Origin of the sequence: Photobacterium malacitanum (assembly GCF_900185615.1) — a bacterium.
Taxonomy (GTDB): Bacteria; Pseudomonadota; Gammaproteobacteria; order Enterobacterales; family Vibrionaceae; genus Photobacterium; species Photobacterium malacitanum.
In genome coordinates this window covers 1-22,890 of the sequence record NZ_FYAK01000014.1, presented here as the reverse complement: position 1 = coordinate 22,890, position 22,890 = coordinate 1, and the positions used below count along the sequence as shown (strand labels likewise).

The 22,890-nt window shown below is 43.2% G+C and carries 23 protein-coding genes and 1 pseudogene; 11 read left to right on the top strand and 13 right to left on the bottom strand.

The window, feature by feature from the left end; all coding sequences use genetic code 11:
- Positions 1-2: 2 nt before the first annotated feature.
- The gene (gene ilvG, locus PMAL9190_RS17880; RefSeq protein ID WP_087846500.1) at positions 3-1,649 is read right to left on the bottom strand and encodes an acetolactate synthase 2 catalytic subunit; all 1,647 of its coding nucleotides are present in this window, start codon (positions 1,647-1,649) and stop codon (positions 3-5) included.
- Between the two features lie 405 nt (positions 1,650-2,054).
- Here ilvG and PMAL9190_RS17875 point away from each other — a divergent pair, with 405 nt between their 5' ends.
- Entirely contained in the window at positions 2,055-3,587 is a 1,533-nt protein-coding gene (locus tag PMAL9190_RS17875; protein WP_087846498.1) for a YifB family Mg chelatase-like AAA ATPase, read from the top strand.
- Positions 3,588-3,647: 60 nt separating this feature from the next.
- Here PMAL9190_RS17875 and PMAL9190_RS17870 read toward each other — a convergent pair whose 3' ends face one another.
- The 4 genes from PMAL9190_RS17870 to PMAL9190_RS17855 form a co-directional block, all read right to left on the bottom strand.
- Entirely contained in the window at positions 3,648-4,250 is a 603-nt protein-coding gene (locus PMAL9190_RS17870) for a thiol:disulfide interchange protein DsbA/DsbL (protein WP_087846496.1), read from the bottom strand.
- A gap of 78 nt (positions 4,251-4,328) precedes the next feature.
- On the bottom strand, positions 4,329-5,315 hold the full coding sequence (locus PMAL9190_RS17865; protein ID WP_087846494.1) for a serine/threonine protein kinase: 987 nt from the start codon (positions 5,313-5,315) through the stop codon (positions 4,329-4,331).
- A 165-nt stretch (positions 5,316-5,480) separates the two neighbouring features.
- Positions 5,481-5,747, bottom strand: a complete 267-nt coding sequence (locus tag PMAL9190_RS17860; protein ID WP_087846492.1) for a YihD family protein — start codon at positions 5,745-5,747, stop codon at positions 5,481-5,483.
- A 157-nt stretch (positions 5,748-5,904) separates the two neighbouring features.
- Complete coding sequence (locus tag PMAL9190_RS17855) at positions 5,905-6,108, bottom strand: hypothetical protein (RefSeq protein ID WP_087846490.1); 204 nt, start codon at positions 6,106-6,108, stop codon at positions 5,905-5,907.
- A 321-nt stretch (positions 6,109-6,429) separates the two neighbouring features.
- Here PMAL9190_RS17855 and PMAL9190_RS17850 point away from each other — a divergent pair, with 321 nt between their 5' ends.
- Positions 6,430-7,107 (top strand): FadR/GntR family transcriptional regulator, encoded by a 678-nt coding sequence (locus PMAL9190_RS17850; RefSeq protein ID WP_087846488.1) that lies wholly within the window; start codon positions 6,430-6,432, stop codon positions 7,105-7,107.
- 150 nt (positions 7,108-7,257) lie between these two features.
- Positions 7,258-7,917 (top strand): PAQR family membrane homeostasis protein TrhA, encoded by a 660-nt coding sequence (trhA, locus tag PMAL9190_RS17845; RefSeq protein WP_087846486.1) that lies wholly within the window; start codon positions 7,258-7,260, stop codon positions 7,915-7,917.
- 66 nt (positions 7,918-7,983) lie between these two features.
- Here trhA and PMAL9190_RS17840 read toward each other — a convergent pair whose 3' ends face one another.
- The 5 genes and pseudogenes from PMAL9190_RS17840 to def form a co-directional block, all read right to left on the bottom strand.
- Positions 7,984-9,429 (bottom strand): TrkH family potassium uptake protein, encoded by a 1,446-nt coding sequence (locus PMAL9190_RS17840; protein WP_060999321.1) that lies wholly within the window; start codon positions 9,427-9,429, stop codon positions 7,984-7,986.
- 6 nt (positions 9,430-9,435) lie between these two features.
- A complete protein-coding gene (gene trkA / locus PMAL9190_RS17835; RefSeq protein ID WP_060999322.1) occupies positions 9,436-10,812 on the bottom strand; it encodes a Trk system potassium transporter TrkA in 1,377 nt (458 codons plus the stop codon).
- A 126-nt stretch (positions 10,813-10,938) separates the two neighbouring features.
- A pseudogene (gene rsmB / locus PMAL9190_RS17830) lies at positions 10,939-12,222 on the bottom strand (16S rRNA (cytosine(967)-C(5))-methyltransferase RsmB); the annotation flags it as partial.
- Between the two features lie 82 nt (positions 12,223-12,304).
- Complete coding sequence (gene fmt, locus PMAL9190_RS17825; RefSeq protein WP_087846483.1) at positions 12,305-13,249, bottom strand: methionyl-tRNA formyltransferase; 945 nt, start codon at positions 13,247-13,249, stop codon at positions 12,305-12,307.
- 24 nt (positions 13,250-13,273) lie between these two features.
- A complete protein-coding gene (gene def, locus PMAL9190_RS17820) occupies positions 13,274-13,774 on the bottom strand; it encodes a peptide deformylase (RefSeq protein WP_087846481.1) in 501 nt (166 codons plus the stop codon).
- Between the two features lie 348 nt (positions 13,775-14,122).
- Here def and PMAL9190_RS17815 point away from each other — a divergent pair, with 348 nt between their 5' ends.
- The 4 genes from PMAL9190_RS17815 to PMAL9190_RS17800 are packed head-to-tail and all read left to right on the top strand — an operon-like array spanning position 14,123 to position 17,338.
- On the top strand, positions 14,123-15,199 hold the full coding sequence (locus PMAL9190_RS17815; protein ID WP_087846479.1) for a LysM peptidoglycan-binding domain-containing protein: 1,077 nt from the start codon (positions 14,123-14,125) through the stop codon (positions 15,197-15,199).
- Positions 15,199-16,299, top strand: a complete 1,101-nt coding sequence (gene dprA, locus PMAL9190_RS17810; protein WP_087846477.1) for a DNA-processing protein DprA — start codon at positions 15,199-15,201, stop codon at positions 16,297-16,299. The genes PMAL9190_RS17815 and dprA overlap by 1 nt, the downstream gene beginning before the upstream one ends.
- Positions 16,300-16,301: 2 nt before the next feature.
- The gene (locus PMAL9190_RS17805) at positions 16,302-16,775 is read left to right on the top strand and encodes a DUF494 family protein (RefSeq protein ID WP_065167701.1); all 474 of its coding nucleotides are present in this window, start codon (positions 16,302-16,304) and stop codon (positions 16,773-16,775) included.
- 2 nt (positions 16,776-16,777) lie between these two features.
- Positions 16,778-17,338 carry a DNA topoisomerase family protein gene (locus PMAL9190_RS17800; protein WP_087846475.1) on the top strand — a complete coding sequence of 187 codons (561 nt, stop codon included), beginning with the start codon at positions 16,778-16,780 and terminating at the stop codon, positions 17,336-17,338.
- A gap of 60 nt (positions 17,339-17,398) precedes the next feature.
- On the opposite strand, the gene PMAL9190_RS17795 is transcribed toward PMAL9190_RS17800, so the two are convergent.
- Together PMAL9190_RS17795 and purE are read right to left on the bottom strand one after the other, a co-directional pair.
- Positions 17,399-18,517, bottom strand: coding sequence for a 5-(carboxyamino)imidazole ribonucleotide synthase (locus tag PMAL9190_RS17795; protein WP_087846473.1), 1,119 nt, complete (start codon positions 18,515-18,517; stop codon positions 17,399-17,401).
- Positions 18,517-19,005, bottom strand: a complete 489-nt coding sequence (gene purE / locus PMAL9190_RS17790) for a 5-(carboxyamino)imidazole ribonucleotide mutase (protein ID WP_087846471.1) — start codon at positions 19,003-19,005, stop codon at positions 18,517-18,519. Before purE ends, PMAL9190_RS17795 begins: the two co-directional genes overlap by 1 nt.
- A gap of 195 nt (positions 19,006-19,200) precedes the next feature.
- Here purE and tsaC point away from each other — a divergent pair, with 195 nt between their 5' ends.
- The 4 genes from tsaC (at position 19,201) to PMAL9190_RS17770 (ending at position 21,835) form a co-directional block, all read left to right on the top strand.
- Entirely contained in the window at positions 19,201-19,758 is a 558-nt protein-coding gene (gene tsaC / locus PMAL9190_RS17785) for an L-threonylcarbamoyladenylate synthase type 1 TsaC (protein WP_065167698.1), read from the top strand.
- Between the two features lie 3 nt (positions 19,759-19,761).
- Entirely contained in the window at positions 19,762-20,682 is a 921-nt protein-coding gene (gene hemF, locus PMAL9190_RS17780) for an oxygen-dependent coproporphyrinogen oxidase (RefSeq protein WP_087846469.1), read from the top strand.
- Positions 20,683-20,744: 62 nt separating this feature from the next.
- Entirely contained in the window at positions 20,745-21,566 is an 822-nt protein-coding gene (gene aroE / locus PMAL9190_RS17775; protein ID WP_087846467.1) for a shikimate dehydrogenase, read from the top strand.
- A 5-nt stretch (positions 21,567-21,571) separates the two neighbouring features.
- A complete protein-coding gene (locus tag PMAL9190_RS17770; protein WP_065167696.1) occupies positions 21,572-21,835 on the top strand; it encodes a DUF1488 family protein in 264 nt (87 codons plus the stop codon).
- A 37-nt stretch (positions 21,836-21,872) separates the two neighbouring features.
- Here the strand turns inward: PMAL9190_RS17770 and PMAL9190_RS17765 are convergent, their stop codons facing one another.
- Positions 21,873-22,430 (bottom strand): gamma carbonic anhydrase family protein, encoded by a 558-nt coding sequence (locus tag PMAL9190_RS17765; protein ID WP_087846465.1) that lies wholly within the window; start codon positions 22,428-22,430, stop codon positions 21,873-21,875.
- Positions 22,431-22,890: the final 460 nt, after the last annotated feature.

Below are 22,890 nucleotides of genomic sequence, written 5' to 3'. Positions count from 1 at the left end.
GATCAGGTGTTCTCCAACATATCTTGATTAGCGGCGCCTGGTGGCACTAATGGCCATACGTTTTGTTCTTCATCTATCACGACATGTAATAAATAGGCACTTTTACTGGCAAGCATTTCAGCCAATGCTGGCGCGACTTCTTCTTTGCGAGTGATGGTTTTGCCGGGAATATCAAACGCCCTGGCTAGCATCACAAAATCTGGATTATCATTCAAAATGGTCTCGCTATGGCGGCCATCAAAAAACAGTGATTGCCATTGACGTACCATGCCTAAGCGTTGGTTATTAATCAGGACCATTTTGACTGGAATTTGGCGGCGTTTAAGGGTGCCTAGTTCTTGAACATTCATCATAAATGAGCCGTCGCCTGAGATCAGAATCGATTGATCATCTGGACGCGCAACACTGGCTCCCATCGCGGCTGGTAAACCAAAGCCCATGGTGCCAAGTCCGGCAGAAGTAATGTAGTTCTGTGGTTCACGAGGTTGAATATGCTGCGCAGCCCACATTTGGTGTTGGCCTACATCGGTTGATACCATACTGCTATCAGGCATCATATCTGACAGCTGTTTTAGCAGTAATGGTGCATAAATTAACTCACCAGGATGGTCGTAACGCCATTTACCAATTTTGCGTAAATGCTCACTGTGGGTTAACCAGCGGCTAATATCTTGACCTAACTCGAGTTGAGGTAAAATGGTATTAATGTCACCACGTAAAGGCGCGTTTGCATGGCGGAGCTTATTAAATTCTGCGGCATCGATATCAATGTGGATCACTTTGGCATGGGGAGCAAAAGTATCAAGTTTGCCTGTAACGCGATCATCAAAACGAGCCCCAACCACAATCAATAAATCGGCTTCTTGAACAATAAGGTTCGCCGCTTTGGTGCCATGCATTCCCAGCATTCCAAGGTAATGTGGATCATGACGAGCGACAGAGCCTAAGCCTTTAAGGGTGCTGACTGACGGCATCGGATTATTGAGTAGAAATTGGCGTAAGGTTGTGGTTGCTTGCGCAATTTGTACGCCACCACCGACATACAATACTGGTCGCTGACATTGACGCAATAATTGCTGCGCAGTCGTTATCGCGGCAGTGTCAGCAATCGGTAATGCGGGTGGTGTAATTGGTGCTAATAAGGCTGTTGGTGCTGTTGCAAGTTGAACGTCTTTGGCAATATCAACGATAACCGGCCCTGGACGACCAGTTTGAGCAACCACAAACGCTTCAGCTAATGTCGGTGCAAGCTCATTAATATCAGTGACTAAATAACTGTGTTTGGTGCATGACAATGACATTCCAATCACATCCATTTCTTGAAAGGCGTCAGTTCCTATGTGTGAACTCGCTACTTGACCTGTAATCGCGACTAATGGCACTGAATCCATAAATGCATCGGCTAAGCCAGTGACGAGATTGGTAGCACCTGGACCTGATGTTGCCATACACACCGCAACTTTTTGAGTAGCACGCGCCATACCAATGGCTGCCATCGCTGCCCCTTGCTCGTGACGACATAAAATATGCTCAACGTTACCATCATAAAGCGCATCGTAGATAGGCATGATTGCGCCACCTGGATAGCCAAAAATAGTTTTTATACCCTGCTGTTGCAGCGCTTGTACGACTAACTCTGCCCCTGTCATCGCTGCTCCTTGCGTATGTAGTTGACATAAAGTTTAAATAAAAATCGATCCTGATTTTGTCACTAAATTGGTTGATTTAAAAAAGCCCCCGAACTTTTCAGTGCGAGGGCTTTGCTGTGTCTTGGTAGCGTTAACTTACGCCTGCAAATCCCCTGCGCGGTGAGATAATCACCACGATGACGTTAATAATGAGTATTAGGGATGTTGCGGTTGTGCGCATAATTGTCCAATTTTTATTGTTTAGTTGTTGCTATATCTAAGTGGTAACACAGATCTGCGTCACATGACAAGAAAAAAATTTGGTTTTATAGACAAACTCGCTGCATTAATGGGGCTTTGATGTAACACCTTCGATAAATTTCATTAACCCACTGGTATGTATTGCCAGTCAATGGGGAGTCACCAATGACACTTGCGATTGTTCATAGTCGAGCCTGTGTGGGCGTTGAAGCCCCAGCTGTAACCGTTGAGGTTCATTTAAGTAATGGGATGCCAAGTTTTACTTTAGTCGGTTTGCCAGAGACCACCGTCAAAGAAGCCAAAGATCGCGTGCGAAGTGCAATTATTAATGCTCAATTTGAATTTCCATCGCGCCGAATCACGGTTAATTTAGCCCCAGCAGATTTACCCAAAGAAGGTGGGCGATTTGATTTGCCGATTGCATTGGGAATTTTAGCTGCATCAGGGCAAATTCCGTCGCAGCGGTTAGAGCAACATGAGTTTATTGGTGAGCTGGCGCTGTCAGGTGATTTACGGCCAGTCAAAGGTGCATTGCCAGCAGCATTGGCGGCTTTGAAAGCCAAACGTTGTTTAATTGTGCCCGATGAAAATGGTGATCAAGTGGCGTTGGTGGCGCAAAATAAACACAAATCAGCACCAACATTATTGGATGTTTGCGGGTTTTTATGTGGTCAACAACAGTTGCAATTACATCAGCAGCCACGTTCAACAGCAACGACAGAAGCAGTAAGTGAACAGCGTGATATGCAAGATATTATTGGGCAGCAACAAGGCAAGCGAGCATTAGAAATCGCGGCTGCGGGAAGTCATAATTTATTATTGTTAGGCCCTCCGGGAACCGGTAAAACCATGTTGGCATCTCGATTACGGGATCTGTTGCCGCCAATGACCCATCAGGAAGCGATTGAAACCGCTGCGGTTGCATCATTAACCCAGCAATCTTTACATCAAGGCAACTGGCTTAATCGTCCCTTTCGTACTCCCCATCATTCCAGTTCAATGGCGGCCTTGGTTGGTGGTGGATCGGTGCCTAAACCGGGGGAAATTTCATTGGCCCATAATGGGTTATTATTTTTAGATGAAATGCCTGAATTTGAACGCAAAGTGCTAGATTCATTGCGAGAGCCGTTAGAATCGGGGCAAATCGTCATATCGCGTGCAACAGCTAAAACCACCTTTCCTGCTCGGTTTCAATTAATTGGAGCCTTAAATCCAAGTCCAACGGGCTATTATGAAGGCAATCAATCCCGCACCAATCCGCAAGCTATTTTGCGCTATTTAAGCCGTTTATCTGGGCCGCTATTAGATCGATTTGATATGTCGTTAGAAATTCCTGCATTACCTCGCGGCACACTCACTACGGGCGGTGATCGTGGTGAACCGAGTGCGGTAATTAAAGCGCGGGTTGATCAAGCTCGAGCACGAATGCTGGCGCGTTGTGGTAAAGTTAACGCTTTGCTCTCTACTCGCGAACTAGATCAATATTGTGGCTTATCTTTGCAAGATGCTGAGTTTTTAGAAAATGCCTTACATCAATTGGGACTGTCTATTCGTGCTTATCATCGTATTATTAAGGTCGCGCGGACAATTGCTGATTTAGCGGAGCAGGATCAGATTCAACGGCCTCATTTAGCTGAAGCGCTTGGTTATCGAGCGATGGATCGATTATTAAAACAGCTCAGTAGTCAGATGGTATAGAACGAAAAAAGAGGCTGATTAACGCCTCTTTTTATAGTGATAGCTTATTAATCTGTGATGCTATTTTTTAAGTAAAAAGTTAACTAACTCAAAATATTCATCAGCAGATTTGATTTTACCTGTTTGCACAAGGTACTTGTTGTTAACCACAACAGCAGGCACACCGGTTAGACCAGCATCTTCAAAGGCTTTATCATAACGACTAACCATTGAGTTAACCGCAAAGCTATTGAAAGCACCATCAAACTCTGCTGCTGGTACACCTTCATCAATGAAGATTTGACGCACTTCTGCTTCATTACGAGGCGGTTGATTGAGCGTATGAATACGGTTAAATAGCACCGGTAACATTTTGTCATTAACGTTTAAAATAACGGCAGTAGCAAATGCTTTACTCATCACTTTACCCATTGGGCCACCCATAAATGACACGTGCATTTTTTGAAATTTCACATTGTCAGGTAGTTTGGTTTTCAATTGTCGAATCATAGGTTCAAATTGATAACAGTGTGGGCAATACAGTGAAAAGAACTCAGTCACAACCGGTGTGGTTGCTTGGGGCTGATCTAATACCTTGTAGTAGTCGCCTTCCGTAAATTTGGCTGCGTGAACAGAAAAAGACAATAAAGCAGCACTGACGAGTGCAAGTAAATTCTTCATCATTTTGAGGTTCCTGATTATCCATGTCATAGCTAGATATTAGCTGAGTACAGTCATTAATTGTTGTTATTTTATATTACCTTACCATTGTGGCATTAGCTGCAATGGTTGTTCATTTAGGCTGAAAATTTGTTCTTTAAATGCTAAGACCTGACCTTCCCAGTATTTTGCATCGCCAAACCACGGAAATGCGCGTGGAAATGCTGGATCTTGCCAACGTTTTGCCAACCATGCCATATAGTGGACCATTCTAAGTGCACGTAATGGCTCAATTAATTTAAGTTGGCGCGGATCAAAATCGGCAAATTCACTATAAGCTTCAAGCAGTGTATCAAGTTGTGCCAGTTGATCATGACGTTCGCCATTGAGCATCATCCATAAATCTTGCACAGCAGGGCCATTACGAGCGTCATCTAAATCAACAAACATTGGTCCATCACGCCATAAAATATTACCGGGGTGACAATCACCATGGAGGCGTAAAACAGGCCAGTCGGTTGACCAATGGCTTTCAATTTCTGCTATTAAGCGATCAAGATCGTCAAAAAAACTGGTTTTTAGGTAATCAGGAATAAAGTCGCTATTGGCAAGTATTTGTCGAGGTTGATAAACGTATTCTTCTAATCCTAATGTTGGACGATAAATAAAGGACTGGCGTTGACCGACCTGATGAATGCGGCCTAAAAAGCGTCCGACCCATTCTAATTGGTCAAAATTATCAACTTCAAATTGACGCCCACCGACACTTGGAAACAGTGCAAATCGATAACCGTTAAAATGATGCAAGGTACTACCATTGATGGCAATGGGGGCTGCAACAGGAATATCGTGTTGTTCCAGCTCAAGAGTAAACTGGTGCTCTTCATCAATTTGTTGATCGCTCCAACGGGCTGGACGGTAAAATTTGGTCACATACCGCTGGCCATCTTCAGCTTTAAATTGATAAACGCGGTTTTCATAACTATTGAGTGCCAATAAACCTGACTCGGCATGAACCTCAATACTATCTAACGCATCAAGCAGTACATCGGGGCTGAGATCTGCAAAACTAAAACTTTGTTTTTCCATGACGGAATCCTGAATCTGGCTTGGAATAGTTGTTTAGCTTAACCGTGAATGGGATTAAAACAAATCAAACATTATAGCGCTGAACGCTGAGGGTGATTTTTAGTCATAAAAAAGCCAGTTAATCGTAACTGGCTTTTATTAATCATCTAAAATTATTGCTTACTATTATTTGATAATCCCGCGGGCACGTAAAATAGCCGTTTTAAAATCGTCTTCGCAATCTTTAGCAATACCAGGGATCATGGCGTCTTTATCACTATTACGCATTTTTAAATGATAAATAAGTACATCATCAGTTAATGCTTCTAGTGGACCTTGGTATTTAGCTTCAGCAGCTAATTTAAGTAGAAACTCAACCAAATTAAGGTCAGGATCTTTTTTCCACTCAGGGTGCAGTAATTCAATCAGTTCATTAACGCGATGGGTTTTCATTATTAACTCCGTAGCTTGGGCTGAGCCAATCGTTAGACGATTGTATTATCATTATTTTAGTATTCGTAAATTATAACAAAGCCCGCTGGGATACAATCGATGTCTATACCAATATTCGGTTAATAAAAAAGCAGCCAAGGCTGCTTAATGTAACAAATTAGCGTTGTTGCTGTTGATTGCTATTCAATTCGAGCACTATTTGTTGTGAGGTTATGAGCTGTGCATCAGCCGTGGTTAAATTAACCTCTGTGGTTGCCGCTTTTTTAGCGTTAACTTTATATTGTGGTGCGTGGGCAGTGGCACGTAAACGCGATGGGCTGCGGGGGGTACTTGCATACCTGACTGTGGATGCTGGACGCATAATTCACCTATTGTCAGGCTCATCCATGGCCAAAAAATTAAATATATTTCTGAAGGGAAAATTCCCTACTGGGTAGAACCCATCCATCAGAATATTGGTTGGTTGTTAATCAAATCGGGCGCAGGATAACAATCTGGTCATTAAAAGTCGAGTATAAAATAAGCAACAAAATGCTAATATTTAATAATTACCTTGTTTCGATAGTAACTATTGCAATAATTACCCCCTTGATGCACCGTGTCGCTCAGCCTTATATGTAAAGGCAATATATTGATATTCGCGTTCGTTTAGTTGTACAACAAAGGCCTTGGGAGAGGATCTATGGATCAGGAGCAGCAACGTATTGTTGCTAATCGTAATTTATCTTATCGATTAGCAGAGGCTATTGGTCGCCGTATTTTAATCGGTGATCCTGCCCCTGGCGAAATTTTACCAGGCGAAGTTGAATTAGGTGAAATGTATGGCGTTAGTCGTACTGCTGTCCGTGAAGCAATAAAAATGCTCGCGGCAAAAGGCATGGTATTACCGCGTCCACGCATTGGTACTCGTGTAATGCCAAAGAAAAACTGGAACTACCTTGATCAAGATTTGCTAGCTTGGTTAGATTTTGATGCTGACTCAGAATTGATCGTTGAGTATCAAAAAGTTCGGCTGACCCTAGAACCTGAAGCGGCGGCATTAGCTGCGGCTCATGCGACAGCAGAAGATCGACTTGAGTTTGAGCATTTGATGCAGCAAATGTACCAAATGAAAGATAATTTTGATCAAGAGCGTTGGATTGAAATTGATACACGGTTTCATCAATTAGTGTATTTTTCTTCTGGTAATCATTTTATTAGCCCGTTTGGTAATTTATTCAAAGCGGTATTTGAAAATTATTTTCGAGTTGTCACTCGTGAAGAAGTGATGCAGCTTGATGTTCACCAGCGGATTGTCGACGGTATTTTAAACCACGATCCAGATGCAGCACGGCAAGCAACTTTGGAATTGTTACAGTAGCCTGTTAATTATGGAGCCTAATGGCTCCTTTTTTTTATCAAAAATATAGCCATTAAAGTGATAAACAAAAGGTTGCTTAATTTAGACTTACAAGTGTAAGCTGAAAAAACAATAGTGATTGAATAAAATGTCCTTTGAGGTATGTAAACCATGAATAATGTAATCAAAACTGAGTTAGGTTATTCAACGGCGGAAGAGATAGCCAACAGTGTTAGTCATGGCCTTGGGTTGGTGTTTTCAGTGGTTGGTTTGTATTTATTGTTAGATAAAGCTTTTGCTTTACAAGCAGATACATTGAGTATTATTAGTTATGCTGTTTACGGTATGAGTATGATTTTATTGTACCTTGCCTCAACGTTATATCATGGGATCCCAACTCCAAACGCGAAAAAACCGTTAAAAATTTTTGACCATTGTGCGATCTATTTATTGATTGCTGGCACCTATACTCCGTTTTTATTGATTGCCTTGCGTACCCCGTTAGCGTGGGGATTAATGGCTGTATTATGGGGATTAGCCCTGATCGGTATTGTCGCTAAAATTGTCTTTATTCATCGTTTCAAAAAATTATCATTATTCACCTACCTTGCGATGGGTTGGTCATCGGTGATTGTGATCTATCAATTAGCGCTGTCATTAGCAACCGGCGGATTGGTGTTATTAGCATTAGGCGGTGTCATTTATTCACTTGGGGTGGTGTTCTATGTCAATAAGCGCATTCCTTACAACCATGCAATTTGGCATTTGTTTGTTTTAGGTGGTTCAATTTGTCATTTTTGTGCGATTTATTTTTATATTAAACCACTATAAATCACGAAAAATACAAATAAAAAAAGAGAGCGCGCTCTCTTTTTTTATTTTGGGGGGCGGTATTTATTAATCTCGCCAAAAAGCGGGAGCAAAAACCACTAATACGGTTAATATTTCTAAACGTCCCATTAGCATGCCTAAGCTTAACGTCCATTTCGATAAATCAGGTAAACTGGCAAAGTTACCCGTAGGGCCAATGATGGTTCCCATACCTGGACCAACGTTAGCTACTGCGGTGACCGCACCGGTGATACTGGTGATCGGATCTAAACCTTGCAATGCTAACACTGAAGCAATCACGATAATGGTCATGATAAACGTAAACACCAGTGCCACCACTGAACGTACGATATCATCGGTTACCGGACGGCCGTTATAGCGTTGAATGAACAGCGCTGATGGGTGAATAGATTGCATGATATGTTTGCGTAATAGCGCAAAAGCAATTTGGAAACGGAAGATTTTAATCCCGCCACTGGTTGATCCAGAACAAGCACCAACCAGTAATGTGAATGCAAAAATAATCGTTGGTAATGGCCCCCAAGCGGTAAAATCACCAAGGCCAAAGCCGGTTGTGGTTACCACTGAGATGATATTAAAAAACGACAATCGCATTGCATCAACGACTGAATAACCTTTATTAAAGATCAGACAGGCCGCAACAATTAAACTCGCCACCACCACAAATAAGGTGTAACCCTTCACTTGCGCATCACCAAATAACGTCCGTGGATGACGTTTTTTTAGCGCTTGCACAAACAATAGGAATGGTAGTCCACCAGCAAACATAAAGAAGGTTGCAACCCATTGTGCACTGTGTGAAAAGTGGTTCATTGAGCCGTCAGAGGTAGAATACCCGCCGGTTGAAAGGGTAGTAAAAGCATGGTTGATAGCATCAAAAGTATTCATGCCAGCACACATAAACGCAATGATACACAGCACGGTGAGAATCAAATACACGTTAATGATATTTTTGGCGACACTTTTGGTGCGAGGTGAGCTTTTATCTGACCAATCGGACGATTCGGTTTGGAATAACCGCATACCGCCGACATTGAGCATCGGCAAAATAGCTACCCCCATAACAATAAAGCCGACCCCACCCAACCATTGTAAGGTTGAGCGCCACAGTAAAATACTCGGTGCCATTTGATCGAGGCCACTTAATACGGTTGAGCCAGTAGTGGTGATGCCCGACATGGTTTCAAAATACGCATCAGTAAAGCTGATGTGATTAATAAAGACAAATGGCAGCGCAGCAAAGGCACTGGCAACGGTCCATACTAGCGTGGTGATCAGGAACATATCCCGCACGCTGAGCTTAAACTCGTCAGTTTTACCGTAAGAAAGTAATAAGAAAGCCACAGAGTGGGTGATAACCACTGCTGCAGCAAAATCCATAAAACCTTCAGTGCCGGTAAAAAAGGCCACTAAGGTAGGTACATACATAAACAGGGCTATTTTAGATAGCACCAGTCCGAGTACAAATAATATTGGACGTAAATTAACCATAAGCAGTTACAAAAAGAAGGGACTCGGTTGGAAAAGACGTTCAACGTCAGGGATATATTTCTTATCAACTAAGAACATAACTACGTGGTCATTTTGTTCAATCATGGTGCGATCGTGGGCGATTAGCACTTCTTCGCCACGCACAACAGCACCGATAGTAGTACCAGGTGGCAGTTTAATTTCACTAATGGCACGACCAACGACTTTTGAGGTGCTGGCATCACCATGAGCAATGGCTTCAATCGCCTCGGCTGCACCACGACGTAATGAGGATACGTTCACAATATCAGCTTTACGAACATGGGTAAGTAGCGCTGAAATCGTTGCTTGCTGAGGTGAAATCGCAATATCGATGGTGCCACCTTGGACTAAATCAACATAAGCGCCACGCTGAATAAGGACCATGACTTTTTTGGCACCTAGGCGTTTAGCCAGCATTGCCGACATGATATTGGCTTCATCGTCATTGGTAACAGCAATAAAGACATCAATTTGTTCGATGTGCTCTTCGCTGAGTAATTCTTGATCCGAAGCATCGCCACAAAAGACGATCGTATCTTGCAGCATTTCGGATAAGTTTTCAGCCCGCTGTTGATTGTGTTCGATCAGTTTGACACTGTAGTTTTGCTCTAGACGGCGGGCTAAACCAGCGCCGACATTACCACCACCAACAATCATTAAGCGTTTGTAGGGTTTCTCTAAGCGTTGTAATTCGCTCATTACCGAACGGATATGATTACTCGCAGCGACAAAAAACACTTCATCATCGGCTTCAATAATCGTTGTGCCTTGAGGACGAATAGGTTGACCCTGACGGAAGATTGCCGCAACACGAGTATCAATATGTGGCATGTGTTCGCGTAGGGCTGATAAGGCATTACCGACCAATGGGCCGCCGTAGTAGGCTTTTACCGCCACTAAACCGACCTTTTCTTCAGCAAAGCTTACCACCTGTAATGCGCCTGGGTATTCGATTAAACGTTCAATGTAATCGGTAACCAATTCTTCTGGTGCAATAAGGTGATCGACAGGAACCGCATCGGATTGAAATAATTGCTCTTTTTCACGCAAATATTCAGGAGAACGGATGCGAGCCACGCGGTTAGGGGTGTTAAATAATGAGAACGCGATTTGGCAGGCAATCATGTTCGTTTCGTCAGAGTTAGTGACGGCAACCAACATATCTGCATCTTGAGCCCCAGCATCACGTAATGTTTGTGGGTGGCTTGCAAACCCCTGTACAACCCGTAGGTCGTACTTATCTTGCAGTTCACGAAGACGATCTGGGTTCTTATCAACGATGGTTATATCGTTATTCTCGCCAACAAGGTTTTCAGCAAGCGTGCCGCCAACTTGTCCAGCCCCGAGAATGATAATTTTCATAGCCTATGCCTGATGAGTAATGCCAACCAACAGTCATTGTCGATTAAAATAGACAATAGGTGGCGTATAAAAGAGACTAAAAAGCGGAACATTGAAGTCAAGTTCCGCTATTGTTAGTGATTTATCTTAGTTTGCTTTAGTTAATACTGCGTAGTAAAAACCATCCATTGCTTCTTCACCTGGAAGGATCTGACGCCCAGGAGAAGCGGGATCGCTATCGACTAAGGTTGCGTCAGCTGTGCGGGCTAAGAAAGCTTTTACTTGATCACAGTTTTCTTGTGGTGTGATAGAGCATGTCGCATAAACCAAGGTACCCCCTGGTTTTAATTGCAGCCACATCGCATCAAAAATCTCTGCTTGTAGTAATGCTAATGCGGCAATATCTTCGCCACGACGGAGCCACTTAATATCAGGGTGACGACGAATAACGCCTGTTGCTGAACATGGTGCATCAAGCAAGATACGATCAAATTTTTCGCCATGCCACCATTGCTCAGGATAACGCGCATCAGCGCATAAAACTTGTGCGGTCAGGTTTAAACGGGTGAGGTTTTCATAAACGCGTTTAAGGCGATTTTCATCACAATCAATCGCCACCACTTGTGCTGAAGGTACTCGCTCCATGATATGAACCGTTTTACCACCAGGGGCTGCACAACAATCGAGAATTAACTCACCCGCTTGTGGTGTTAGGTAATCCACTGCTAGTTGTGCTGCTGCATCTTGAACCGATACCCAACCATCACTAAAGCCTGGTAGTTTGGTCACATCACACGGTGAAATTAAGCGTAGTGCGTCCGCCGCTTGCGGGTGTAATTCGGTTGCAATACCTTCAGCGTCTAATAAAGCACGGTAGGTATCACGATCATGATGGTGGCTGTTTACGCGTAACCACATTGGCGCTTTAGTGTTATTAGCTTCACAAATAGCCGCATATTGATCTGGGTAACTGGCTTTAAGTAATTTTAATAACCAACTTGGATGGCCATATTTACCCGCATCGTGACTGATAGCTTGTTCATCAAGGGCCTCTTTTTGACGCTGGTAACTACGCAAAATAGCATTAATTAAGCCGCGTAATTGGGGTTTTTTAAGAGTCTTGGTAGCATCAACTGTTTCAGCAACCGCAGCGTGAGCAGGAATGCGCATATAACCAAGTTGATATAAGCCAACTAAAATCAGGTGATGAAAAACCCGTTGTTTACCGGTTAATGGTTTTTCCATTAATGCCTGAGTGATTGACTCTAATCGAGGTAGCCAGCGTAATACGCCGTAGCAGATTTCCTGCAATAAAGCGTGATCACGTTCTCTGATCTCCTGCTGCGCTAGCGGTAGCGCGGCAGACAATGACTGCCCTTGATCGACGACCTGATAAATTACTTTGGCCGCTGCGGCTCTTACATTCATAGCTGTTTCCTGAGCGCTGTTGGTGCTGGCGCTACGTGGTTAATCTGAAAAAGAAAAGCCAGTGACTTAACCCTGGCCTTGGTATTTAAAGTTGGTTACCGACTTGGAACCATTCTCGACGCGAATTTAATAAATCTGCCGCTGACATGGCTTTTTTACCTGGTGGTTGCAGAGATAATAGACGCAAAGCGCCATTAGCTGTAGCGATCACAATACCGTGTTTATCGGCAGCTAAAATCATACCCGGTAACTGGCCTTGGTTATCACTCTCAACACTGGCTTGCCATACTTTGATCGTTTGTTCTGCGACAGTGAAGTGACTCATTGGCCATGGATTAAACGCACGTACACAACGTTCAATGGCTGTTGCATCCATAGTCCAATCAATTTGGGCTTCTTCTTTGCTTAATTTCTTAGCGTAGTTTGCTTGAGTATCATCTTGCTTGGTCGCGACTGCGGTACCGTTAGCAATATCATTTAAACACTCGATTAATGCACTTGGGCCAAGATCTGCTAATTTTTCATACATAGTAGCGCTGGTATCGGTCGCCGTGATCGGTAATGTCGCCACTTGTAGCATGTCACCAGTATCAAGGCCAATATCCATTTGCATGATAGTCACGCCCGTTTCTTTATCACCGGCCCAAATTGAACGTTGAATCGGTGCCGCGCCGCGCCAGCGTGGCAAAATAGATCCATGAACATTAATACAACCGAGTGGCGGGGTATCAAGCACTTCTTGGGGGAGTAATAAACCGTAAGCCACAACAACCATAATATCGGCTTCAATCGCAGCGAGTTGTTGTTGAGCTTCAAGATTACGCAGTGAGGCTGGTTGGAACACCGGAATATCGTGTTCTACGGCGATATTTTTAACTGGGCTTGCAGTGAGTTTTTTACCACGACCGGCAGGACGATCTGGCTGAGTATAAACTGCCACAACTTGATGCTGTGAAGACAATAACGCCGCCAAATGACGGGCGGCGAAGTCAGGCGTACCTGCAAAAATAATGCGTAATGGTTTGCTCAAGATAACCTCGAATGGTGGGTGTTGTTAGTGAGAACGTTTTAATTTTTCTAGTTTGCTTTTAATGCGTTGGCGCTTAAGTGGCGACAAGTAATCAACAAACAGTTTGCCAGCTAGGTGATCCAATTCATGTTGAATACAAATTGCTAGCAGGTCATTGGCCTCAAAAGTAATGTTGTTGCCGTCACGATCTAATGCAGCAACGGTGATTGTTGCTGCACGTGGTACAAAACCGCGCGCTGTGGGTACCGAAAGGCAACCTTCTTCAATACCATCATCACCATGGGCAGCAGTAATTTGAGGGTTAATCAATACCATTGGTTGATCACGTTGTTCAGAAACATCAATAACCACAATCTGTTGATGAATATCGACTTGGGTTGCCGCAAGACCAATACCTTCTTCGTCATACATGGTTTCAAGCATGTCATCGATGATCTGTTGAGTTTGTGGCGTAATCGCCTCTACGGGTTTGGCAACAGTACGTAGGCGGTCATCTGGAAAGATTAAAACTGGCAATAGCGACATAAGGGCTCGAATTCGTTAACGGTTACTAGAAAGATATAGCGTTGTTGGTCTAATTCTAGTCATTTTAGCGTTCAAATAACAGTACCTAATGCGTGCAGTCGTTGTTAACCGTTACTGGGGGCGTGAAATAGCGACTACGGCCGTTGAAAAAATTTATGTTAGCTCTTAGCAAAGTTAAAGCATTCTCGATGTAACAGTGATTATTAAACCGTGATATAAGCCGAAAAGCCTTGGGCAGTGGTTGTTAAACGGTCGACATCTCAAAGAGCTAATGCCAACCTTTGCCAATATGAGTGATTATTTTAATATCGCTAGGTCGCAACTTGTGCAATCGAAGGAACGGATCACATGAGGCAATGGGTTATTATCGTTAGTTTTATTCTTTTTATGCCGTCGTTGGTTGCCGCCCCTCAACCACAGTTAAAAAATACCCACCCGAAAATTTATGTGGTTAAAAAAGGCGATACCTTATGGGATATTTCAGCAGTATTTTTGAATAACCCTTGGTCGTGGCCTCAGTTATGGCAAAAAAACAGTTATATTAAAAATCCCCATTTAATTTATCCCGGTGATCGTTTGCACCTTATTTGGGTCAATGGTAAACCCCAATTAAGCCTGAAAAAACACCTTAAATTATCCCCACAAGTACGAGTTGTACGCCAGCCGATCACTGCGTTACCAGGGTATTTAATGGTGGCATATGTGGCACAAGATAAGTTGATCAGTGCTGAGGCGTTAACGACTCAAGCACAGATCCTTGGCACCAGTGAAGAGCGTGGTTACCTTTCTATTGGTGATGTGTTGTGGGCTGATCAGTCATTAGTGCCGACCAGTCAATGGCGTGTGTACCGTTTAGAGCAAGACTTTGTTCGAACTGATGAGCAACAGCAGACAGAGAAAACAGCGATTACAGCTAAGATATCAACCCTTAAAGAAATTGCAGATGTAACAGTGATAACCAGTGATGGTGTTACCAGTCAATTACAGGTTGATCGTTTTCAACAAGAAATTATGCCCAATGATATTTTATTGCCATTATTAGGTACTGATATTCAGCATGACTTATCGTTTTCACCAACGACACCGCCAGCATCATTATCTGCGACAGTATTGGGCCAAATCAGTGGTTATAGTTATATTTCTAATTACGATGTGATTGTGCTTGATCGTGGTCATCTCGATGGCATGGTTGCTGGGCAAGTATTTGAGTTGTTTAAACCCGGCGCGCAGGTGCAAGGTAAAAAAGGTCAATATCATTATCAAACCAGCACTTTATTAACCGATAGTACTCAGCTCGGCACTGTCGCTGTAGCTCAAGCGATGGTATTACGCCCTTATGAATATTTTAGTTTAGCGGTGGTACTAAATAACCAGCAACCGTTTAAACCCGGTGTGGTTGCTCAGGCGCCACGCTCATCATTGTGATGACTGACACAGAGCTTATTGCATGGTTACAACTGGCGGCTGTTCCTTCATTGGGGGGCAGCCGTATTCAGCGCTTGTTAGCCGATGCGAGTCCATCGCAATTCGTGGCAATGACAGCAGAACAATTGCAGCAATATGGGTTAACGGCCAAACAAATACAGGCGTTGTTGCAACCTAATCAACAGCGCTTAGAGCATGCATTACAATGGCAGCAAGCACCACAACAGCATATTTTAACTCTCGCTTCAGCGCATTATCCTCATCTATTAAAGCAGATTTCGTCACCGCCACCGATATTGTTTATTCGTGGAGATGTGACCGCGTTAGCCGCTCCTCAAATAGCAGTCATTGGTAGTCGTTCGGCATCCATTGATGGTCGCGAATCGGCGTTCAATTTTGCAAAAGCGTTAGCCGCTAATAATTATGTAGTCACTAGTGGATTAGCATTAGGGATTGATGGTCAGGCACATCAAGGGGCATTGCAAGCCGGTGGATTAACCATTGCGGTATTAGGCTCAGGGCTTGATCAAATTTACCCTGCTCGACATCGTACATTGGCAGCTAGCATTGCTGAACAAGGAGCATTAGTGTCAGAGTTTTGGCCACAACAACAGCCGTGTCCGCAAAACTTTCCGCGTCGAAATCGTATTATAAGTGGTTTATCGACCGGAGTATTAGTAATTGAGGCGGCGCAAAAAAGTGGCTCATTAATTACCGCTCGTTATGCGTTGGAGCAAGGACGTGAAGTGTTTGCACTGCCAGGTTCTATTCATAATCCTGCCAGTCGTGGCTGTAATGCGCTGATTAAATCAGGTGCTAAACTGGTAGAAAGTCCGGCTGATATTTATGAAGAGGTAGGAAGCCTGACAGAATGTGCAATAAACCATCAAATAGGCGTGCCTTTAGCAACGAAGCAAAATGAAGAATTGCCATTTCCTGCACTGTTGGCTAACGTAGGCACCGAAGCAACACCCGTAGATGTCGTTGCTGAACGCTGTAAACAACCCATCCACCAAATTTTACCGCAATTATTAGAATTAGAACTGTCCGGTTGGGTGACTGCAGTGCCCGGTGGTTATATCAGAACGAGGAGGGGCTAGTTATGATGGATATTCTTATGTATCTATTTGAAACCTATATTCAAAGCGAAGCTGAGTTATTAGTCGATCAAGACGAACTCTCAGAGGAGCTTCTGCGTGCAGGTTTTCATCAGGATGATATTTACAAGTCCTTAGAGTGGCTTGAAAAACTGGCTGCTTTACAAGAAACAGAAAATACACCGTATGTTAACCATAGCGCGATAACGTCAATGCGCATCTATACCGACAAAGAAATGTTACGTATGGATACTGCGTGTCGAGGTTTTTTGCTTTACCTTGAGCAAATTGATGTTCTTAATGCTGATACGCGAGAAATGGTGATTGATCGAGTGATGGAACTCGATACTCAAGAATTTATACTAGATGATCTAAAGTGGATTATTCTAATGGTGCTGTTTAACGCTCCCGGTAATGAAGCGGCCTATGATCAGGTCGAGGAATTATTATATGGCGCAGAAGATGGAGGTCTTCATTAAAAATGACCACCGACAGTGAGCCCTTATTTGCAGCCCATGAGCACGCTTTACAGCATCAATCATGTCCACAGTGCAACGCTGATTTAGTGATGCGTTTTGGTAAGCATGGTCCTTTTTTGGGGTGTGAGCATTATCCTGAGTGTGACTATATTCAGCCCCTTAAACAAAATGATGGTCACATAGTTAAACAGCTCGATATGCCATGCCCTGAATGTGCTCAGCCATTGGTTTTACGCCAAGGTCGTTATGGAATGTTTATTGGTTGTTCAGCATATCCTGAGTGTCATTACCTTGCATCGCCAGAAAAAAAGCCTCAGCAAACTGATATTGATTGCCCTGAATGTCATCAGGGGCATTTAGTTGAGCGAAAATCACGGTATGGCAAACTATTTTATGCGTGTGATAAATACCCACAATGCCGTTTTGCCGTTAATAATAAACCCGTAATTGGTACATGCCAGCAGTGTGGATTTGCTTTGTTGCTAGAAAAGAAATTAGTCAGTGGCATCAAATTGCAGTGCGCTGATCGAAAATGTAATGCTTATCAAGAAATTGAAAAATAAGTTAATTAACGATGAAAACTAAAAGCCTGCATAAATAGTGCAGGCTTTTTTATAGGTTATTTAGTGTGGTAGTGCAGGAAAGTACTGCGGAGGTAATATTTGCCCTAATAACATTAACTGATATTGCAATTGTTCTGGGGTTGCCGCACAGACATTAATATGACCCATTTTACGACCGTCACGCTTTTCTTTGCCATACCAATGTACATGGCAATTATCTAAGGCTAATACCGCTTCGGGAACGCTATCTTGGCCGAGAATATTGATCATAGCACTTGGGCGAATAAGTTCGGTGCCGCCTAATGGTAAATTGCACACTGCTCGAAGATGGTTCTCAAATTGGCATGTCTCGGCGCCTTGTTGAGTCCAATGACCTGAATTATGGACGCGAGGGGCGATTTCATTAACCAGTAATTGGCCATTAACCTCAAAAAATTCCAACGCCAGCACGCCAATATAACTTAATTGTTTCGCAACCGCGGTAAACATCTGCTGGGCTTGTTGTTGCAGGGCACTGTCACCAACAATGGCGGTTGATAAGCTAAGTACGCCATCAGTGTGAACATTTTCACTGAGGGTATAGGTTTTTATTTCCCCTTTAGCATTTCGCACACCAATTAAAGATACTTCACGATCAAAACCGATAAATTTTTCTGCCACAATCGCTTGGTTATCACTTGCCGCAATACATTGCGCCATTTCATTCCATACGGATTCAATTTGGTCACGGTTTTTTAAGCGCCATTGGCCTTTACCGTCATAACCGCCTAAGGCACTTTTTAATACCAACGGTAATCCAATTGCAGTAATCGCAGCGTCTAAATCTGCACGACTATTAATAATATGGTATGGCGCATTAGCAACTTGAGCATTGGTTAATAAGTTTTTTTCAATGCGGCGATCGCCACCGGCTTTGATAGCATCAGGGTGAGGCTTAAATTTACCACTGGCTGCGCAGAGGCGTAAAATTGCATCAGGAATATGTTCAAATTCAGCGGTAATAACATCGGCTGCGGCAATGGCTTCAATCAGTGATAATGATTGGCACTGTTGGGTTAGAGGGTGTACAACATTGGTGGTAGTTACATCGTAGGCGATAACATTAATATTCAGTGGTGCGCCGGCGAGTGCCATCATTCGTGCAAGTTGGCCAGCACCAAGTACCAGTACCTGATTCATTATGCATCCTCAGTCGGGTTCGGGTTATCGAGTACAGTATTGGTTTGTTGCTGGCGGAAAGCTTCAACAGCCGCTAAAACCTCTGGGTTGTGAGTAGCAATGATTTGAGCGGCTAATAAACCGGCATTGGCGGCACCTGCTTCACCAATGGCAAGGGTACCAACGGCGATTCCTTTTGGCATTTGCACAATTGATAATAGTGAGTCCATGCCTTTTAAAGCGCGAGATTGCACAGGTACACCTAGCACCGGCAAACTGGTAAACGCAGCGGTCATGCCCGGTAAATGTGCAGCGCCGCCAGCACCAGCAATAATGACGCTAATACCGCGATTGCGGGCTGTTTCAGCATACTCTGCTAATAGATGAGGAGTACGGTGAGCTGAAACCACTTTAGTTTCGTAAGCAACGTTAAAGCGCTCGAGCATTTCTGCGGCATGTTGCATGGTTGGCCAATCAGATTTTGATCCCATGATAATTCCAACTTTCATTCCGATCTCCTATAGGTAATGAACGACTAAAGTGTTATTTACGCCATTATACGGTGATTTACTCCAAAGGAAAACGTTTGCGCAGGTAAAGTTACGCTATGATTAACCTTAAATGGTGTTGTTAAGCATGTGTCGGTATGATGATTATCTAACTAAAAAAATAAACTATCAGCTGAATAAAGAGCAGAGGAATTTGTGGCAAATATTACCCAAGTAGTGACAGCATTAAAGCAAGGTCAAGTGATTGGATATCCAACCGAGGCGGTATTTGGTGTTGGTTGTGATCCTGATAATCAACAGGCTGTGAATAAATTATTAGCCTTAAAACAGCGCCCAATAGAAAAAGGCTTAATCTTAATTGCAGCTGACTATGAGCAGTTATTGCCTTATATCGATGATAGTCAATTAACACCGCAGCAAAAACAAACGGTATTGGCATCATGGCCGGGGCCTGTAACTTGGGTAATGCCAACCAAATCTAATGTACCAGCTTTTTTAACCGGTCAATTTACCACCATTGCAGTGCGGGTTACGGATCATCCATTGGTTCAGCAATTATGTCGTCAGTTTGGCAAGCCTTTAACATCAACCAGTGCCAATTTAACCGGACTTGAGCCAGGACGAACGGTAGCTGATGTTGAACAGCAACTTGGAGATAAACTGGCAGCGATACTTGATGGTGAAACCGGAGGTCGTACTAATCCTTCTGAAATTCGAGATGCCCAAACGGGTAATATTTTCCGTCAGGGGTAGTTAATGACAGATTGTGAGCAAATAGAGCTTAATAAGCACGCAGTAAAAACGTTTTTACTCCAACTTCAAGACACCATCTGCCACGCATTGGCACAACAAGATGGCAGTGCGGTATTTGAACAAGATCAATGGCAGCGTGAGCAAGGTGGCGGTGGTCGTAGTCGAGTATTGCGTAATGGCACTGTGTTTGAGCAAGCAGGGGTTAATTTCTCCCATGTTTATGGCGATGAGATGCCAGCATCCGCGACAGCACATCGGCCAGAACTAGCAGGTCGACGTTTTGAGGCGATGGGAGTGTCATTAGTGATCCATCCCAATAATCCTTACGTGCCAACCTCTCATGCCAATGTTCGCTTTTTTATTGCTGAAAAAGACGGTGAAGCGCCAGTGTGGTGGTTTGGTGGTGGTTTTGATCTTACCCCATTTTATCCTTTTGATGAAGATTGCCAGCACTGGCATGATACAGCCAAAGCGATTTGTGCTCCGTTTGGTGATGATGTTTATCAACAACACAAAGCATGGTGTGATAAATATTTCTTCTTACCGCATCGTAATGAAACCCGCGGTGTGGGTGGGCTATTTTTTGATGATCTCAATCAATGGGGATTTGATAAGAGCTTTGCTTATACGCAAGCGGTTGGTAATGGTTTTGTTGATGCCTATATACCGATAGTCGCTCAGCGACATCAATTACCTTATGGTGAGCGCGAACGTGAATTTCAACTTTATCGTCGTGGACGTTATGTGGAATTTAATTTGGTTTATGATCGTGGCACCTTATTTGGCTTACAAAGTGGCGGAAGAACGGAATCTATTTTAATGTCGATGCCACCATTAGCGCGCTGGGAATATTGCTATCAGCCAGAACCTAATTCAGCAGAAGCGCGGTTGTATCTGGATTATTTAAAGCCGCGAGAGTGGTAGTTAATTATTGAGCTCAGATCTTAAAGTGATAGAACCTCTTAATATAAAGGGAGAATTCGTATATGGATAAGTACGTCGTATTTGGTAACCCGATCGGGCAAAGTAAATCTCCGTTCATCCATACATTGTTTGCCCGCCAAACGAGCCAGCAGATGACATACACCAGTCAACTAGTAGCGCTTGATGGTTTTGTACAAGCGGCAGATGCATTTTTTCAGGATGGCGGTAAAGGTTGTAACATCACGGTGCCATTTAAAGAGCAAGCTTATCAATATGCGACCATGCTGACCGAGCGCGCTCGTTTGGCTGGTGCGGTAAATACACTTAAAAAATTGGATGATGGTGGTGTGTTAGGTGATAACACCGATGGTGAAGGTCTGGTACAAGATCTCATCACTCAGCATGTTGAGCTAAAAGATCAACGCATCTTATTATTAGGTGCAGGTGGTGCTGCTCGTGGTGTGATCTTGCCATTATTAGCACAACAACCTCAACAATTGGTTATTGCAAATCGTACTGTAAGCAAAGCACAACAATTAGCAGAGTTCTTTTCTGCTTTCGGTAATGTTGTTGCATTAGAGCAAGCTCAACTTGAGAGCCAAACTTTTGATGTGATCATTAATTCAACCTCAGCCAGTTTATCTGGGGATGTGCCAGCGATATCATCTACGGTGGTTGGTACGAATACTACATGCTATGACATGGTTTATGGCTCAACGATCACCTCTTTTAATAGTTGGGCAAAAGAGCATGGCGCAGTTAAAACGTTAGATGGATTAGGAATGCTCGTTGGACAAGCAGCGGAAAGCTTTGTGCTATGGCGCGGCCTTCGTCCAGGAGCGAAACAAGTACAACGCGAGTTACGCCGAACTTTACAAGAGTAAAAGTAATGAACCAAGATATTTTATTTTCAGATATCCAATCATGGGATGCCGTTCGACAAGCTGTTAACTTTCCAGCTCAACAGGGAGGGGCATTGATTATCTGCTGGGTTACCTTAGCCTGGTTACAACAGCATAGTGGTAAGGCTTTAAATAACCAAGCTGATATCTTGGCTGAGTTTTCTTCATTGCGGTTTGATCTAGAAGAGTTAGCCGAAGTGATGATTGAAGATGAATCTTTCGATGATAACGGAGATATCGTTATTGAATGATTGGATATCAAAAGTAAGTCCTCTCATAAGATGAGGCTTACTTTTTTCTATTATCATAGTTTTCGTTGAGGTATTCATTTTTTAAAACGACATAGTTATTGGCTGAGTGAAGTAAGAATGCTTTTTCTTTTTCTGTTAATGGACGTGTTTGTTTGGCAGGACTGCCAACATATAAAAATCCCGACACCAAACGTTTATTTGGAGGTACTAAACTTCCAGCACCAATAATGACGTCATGCTCAATAATTGCACCATCTAAAATAATGCTTCCCATGCCGACTAATACCCGATCTTCAATTTGGCAGCCATGCAACATGGCTTTATGCCCAACCGTTACGTCATTACCTATAATAAGTGGATAACCTTTGGGGTTAGTAGCGCTGATGCGACTAACGTGAAGTACTGAACCATCTTGAATATTACTGCGTTGACCAATCTTAATGTGATTAACATCCCCACGAGTAACCACTAATGGCCACAAACTACTATTTTCACCAATAGTAACCTGACCGATAACGACCGCAGTGGCATCTATATAAGTAGTATTGGCAATTTGTGGTTGATGATTATGGTATTGGCGCAGAGAAAATGTCATAAAAATGTTTATTCAATCGAAGTTATACCTTCACCATAGCGAAAAATTCGTGTGATTAACAACCAAAACATAACGGGTTGATCGTTATTTGGACGTTCGGGCAAATATGACGAATTTATTGCAATTTAGGCCTTGCCAACGTGATCGAAGTCTCTATAATACGACCTCACTGACACGGAGCAAGCCATTGGCTGGCAACGAAAATCAGTGTTGTTCTTTAACAATTTGACCATGCAATCTGTGTGGGCACTCGTTGAATAGTTAAGTCGAAAGATTTATCAATGAACTGAGTGACCAATACAAATAACTACGGTTATTTGGCACAGTCAATTCATTATCGTTCTGTTGGAACGATAATAGCTTTAAAATTACTAAGGTAGTTTTGAAGTCAGTATTCATTGAGCCGTTTCGAAAGAAACAACAAAACTTTAATTGAAGAGTTTGATCATGGCTCAGATTG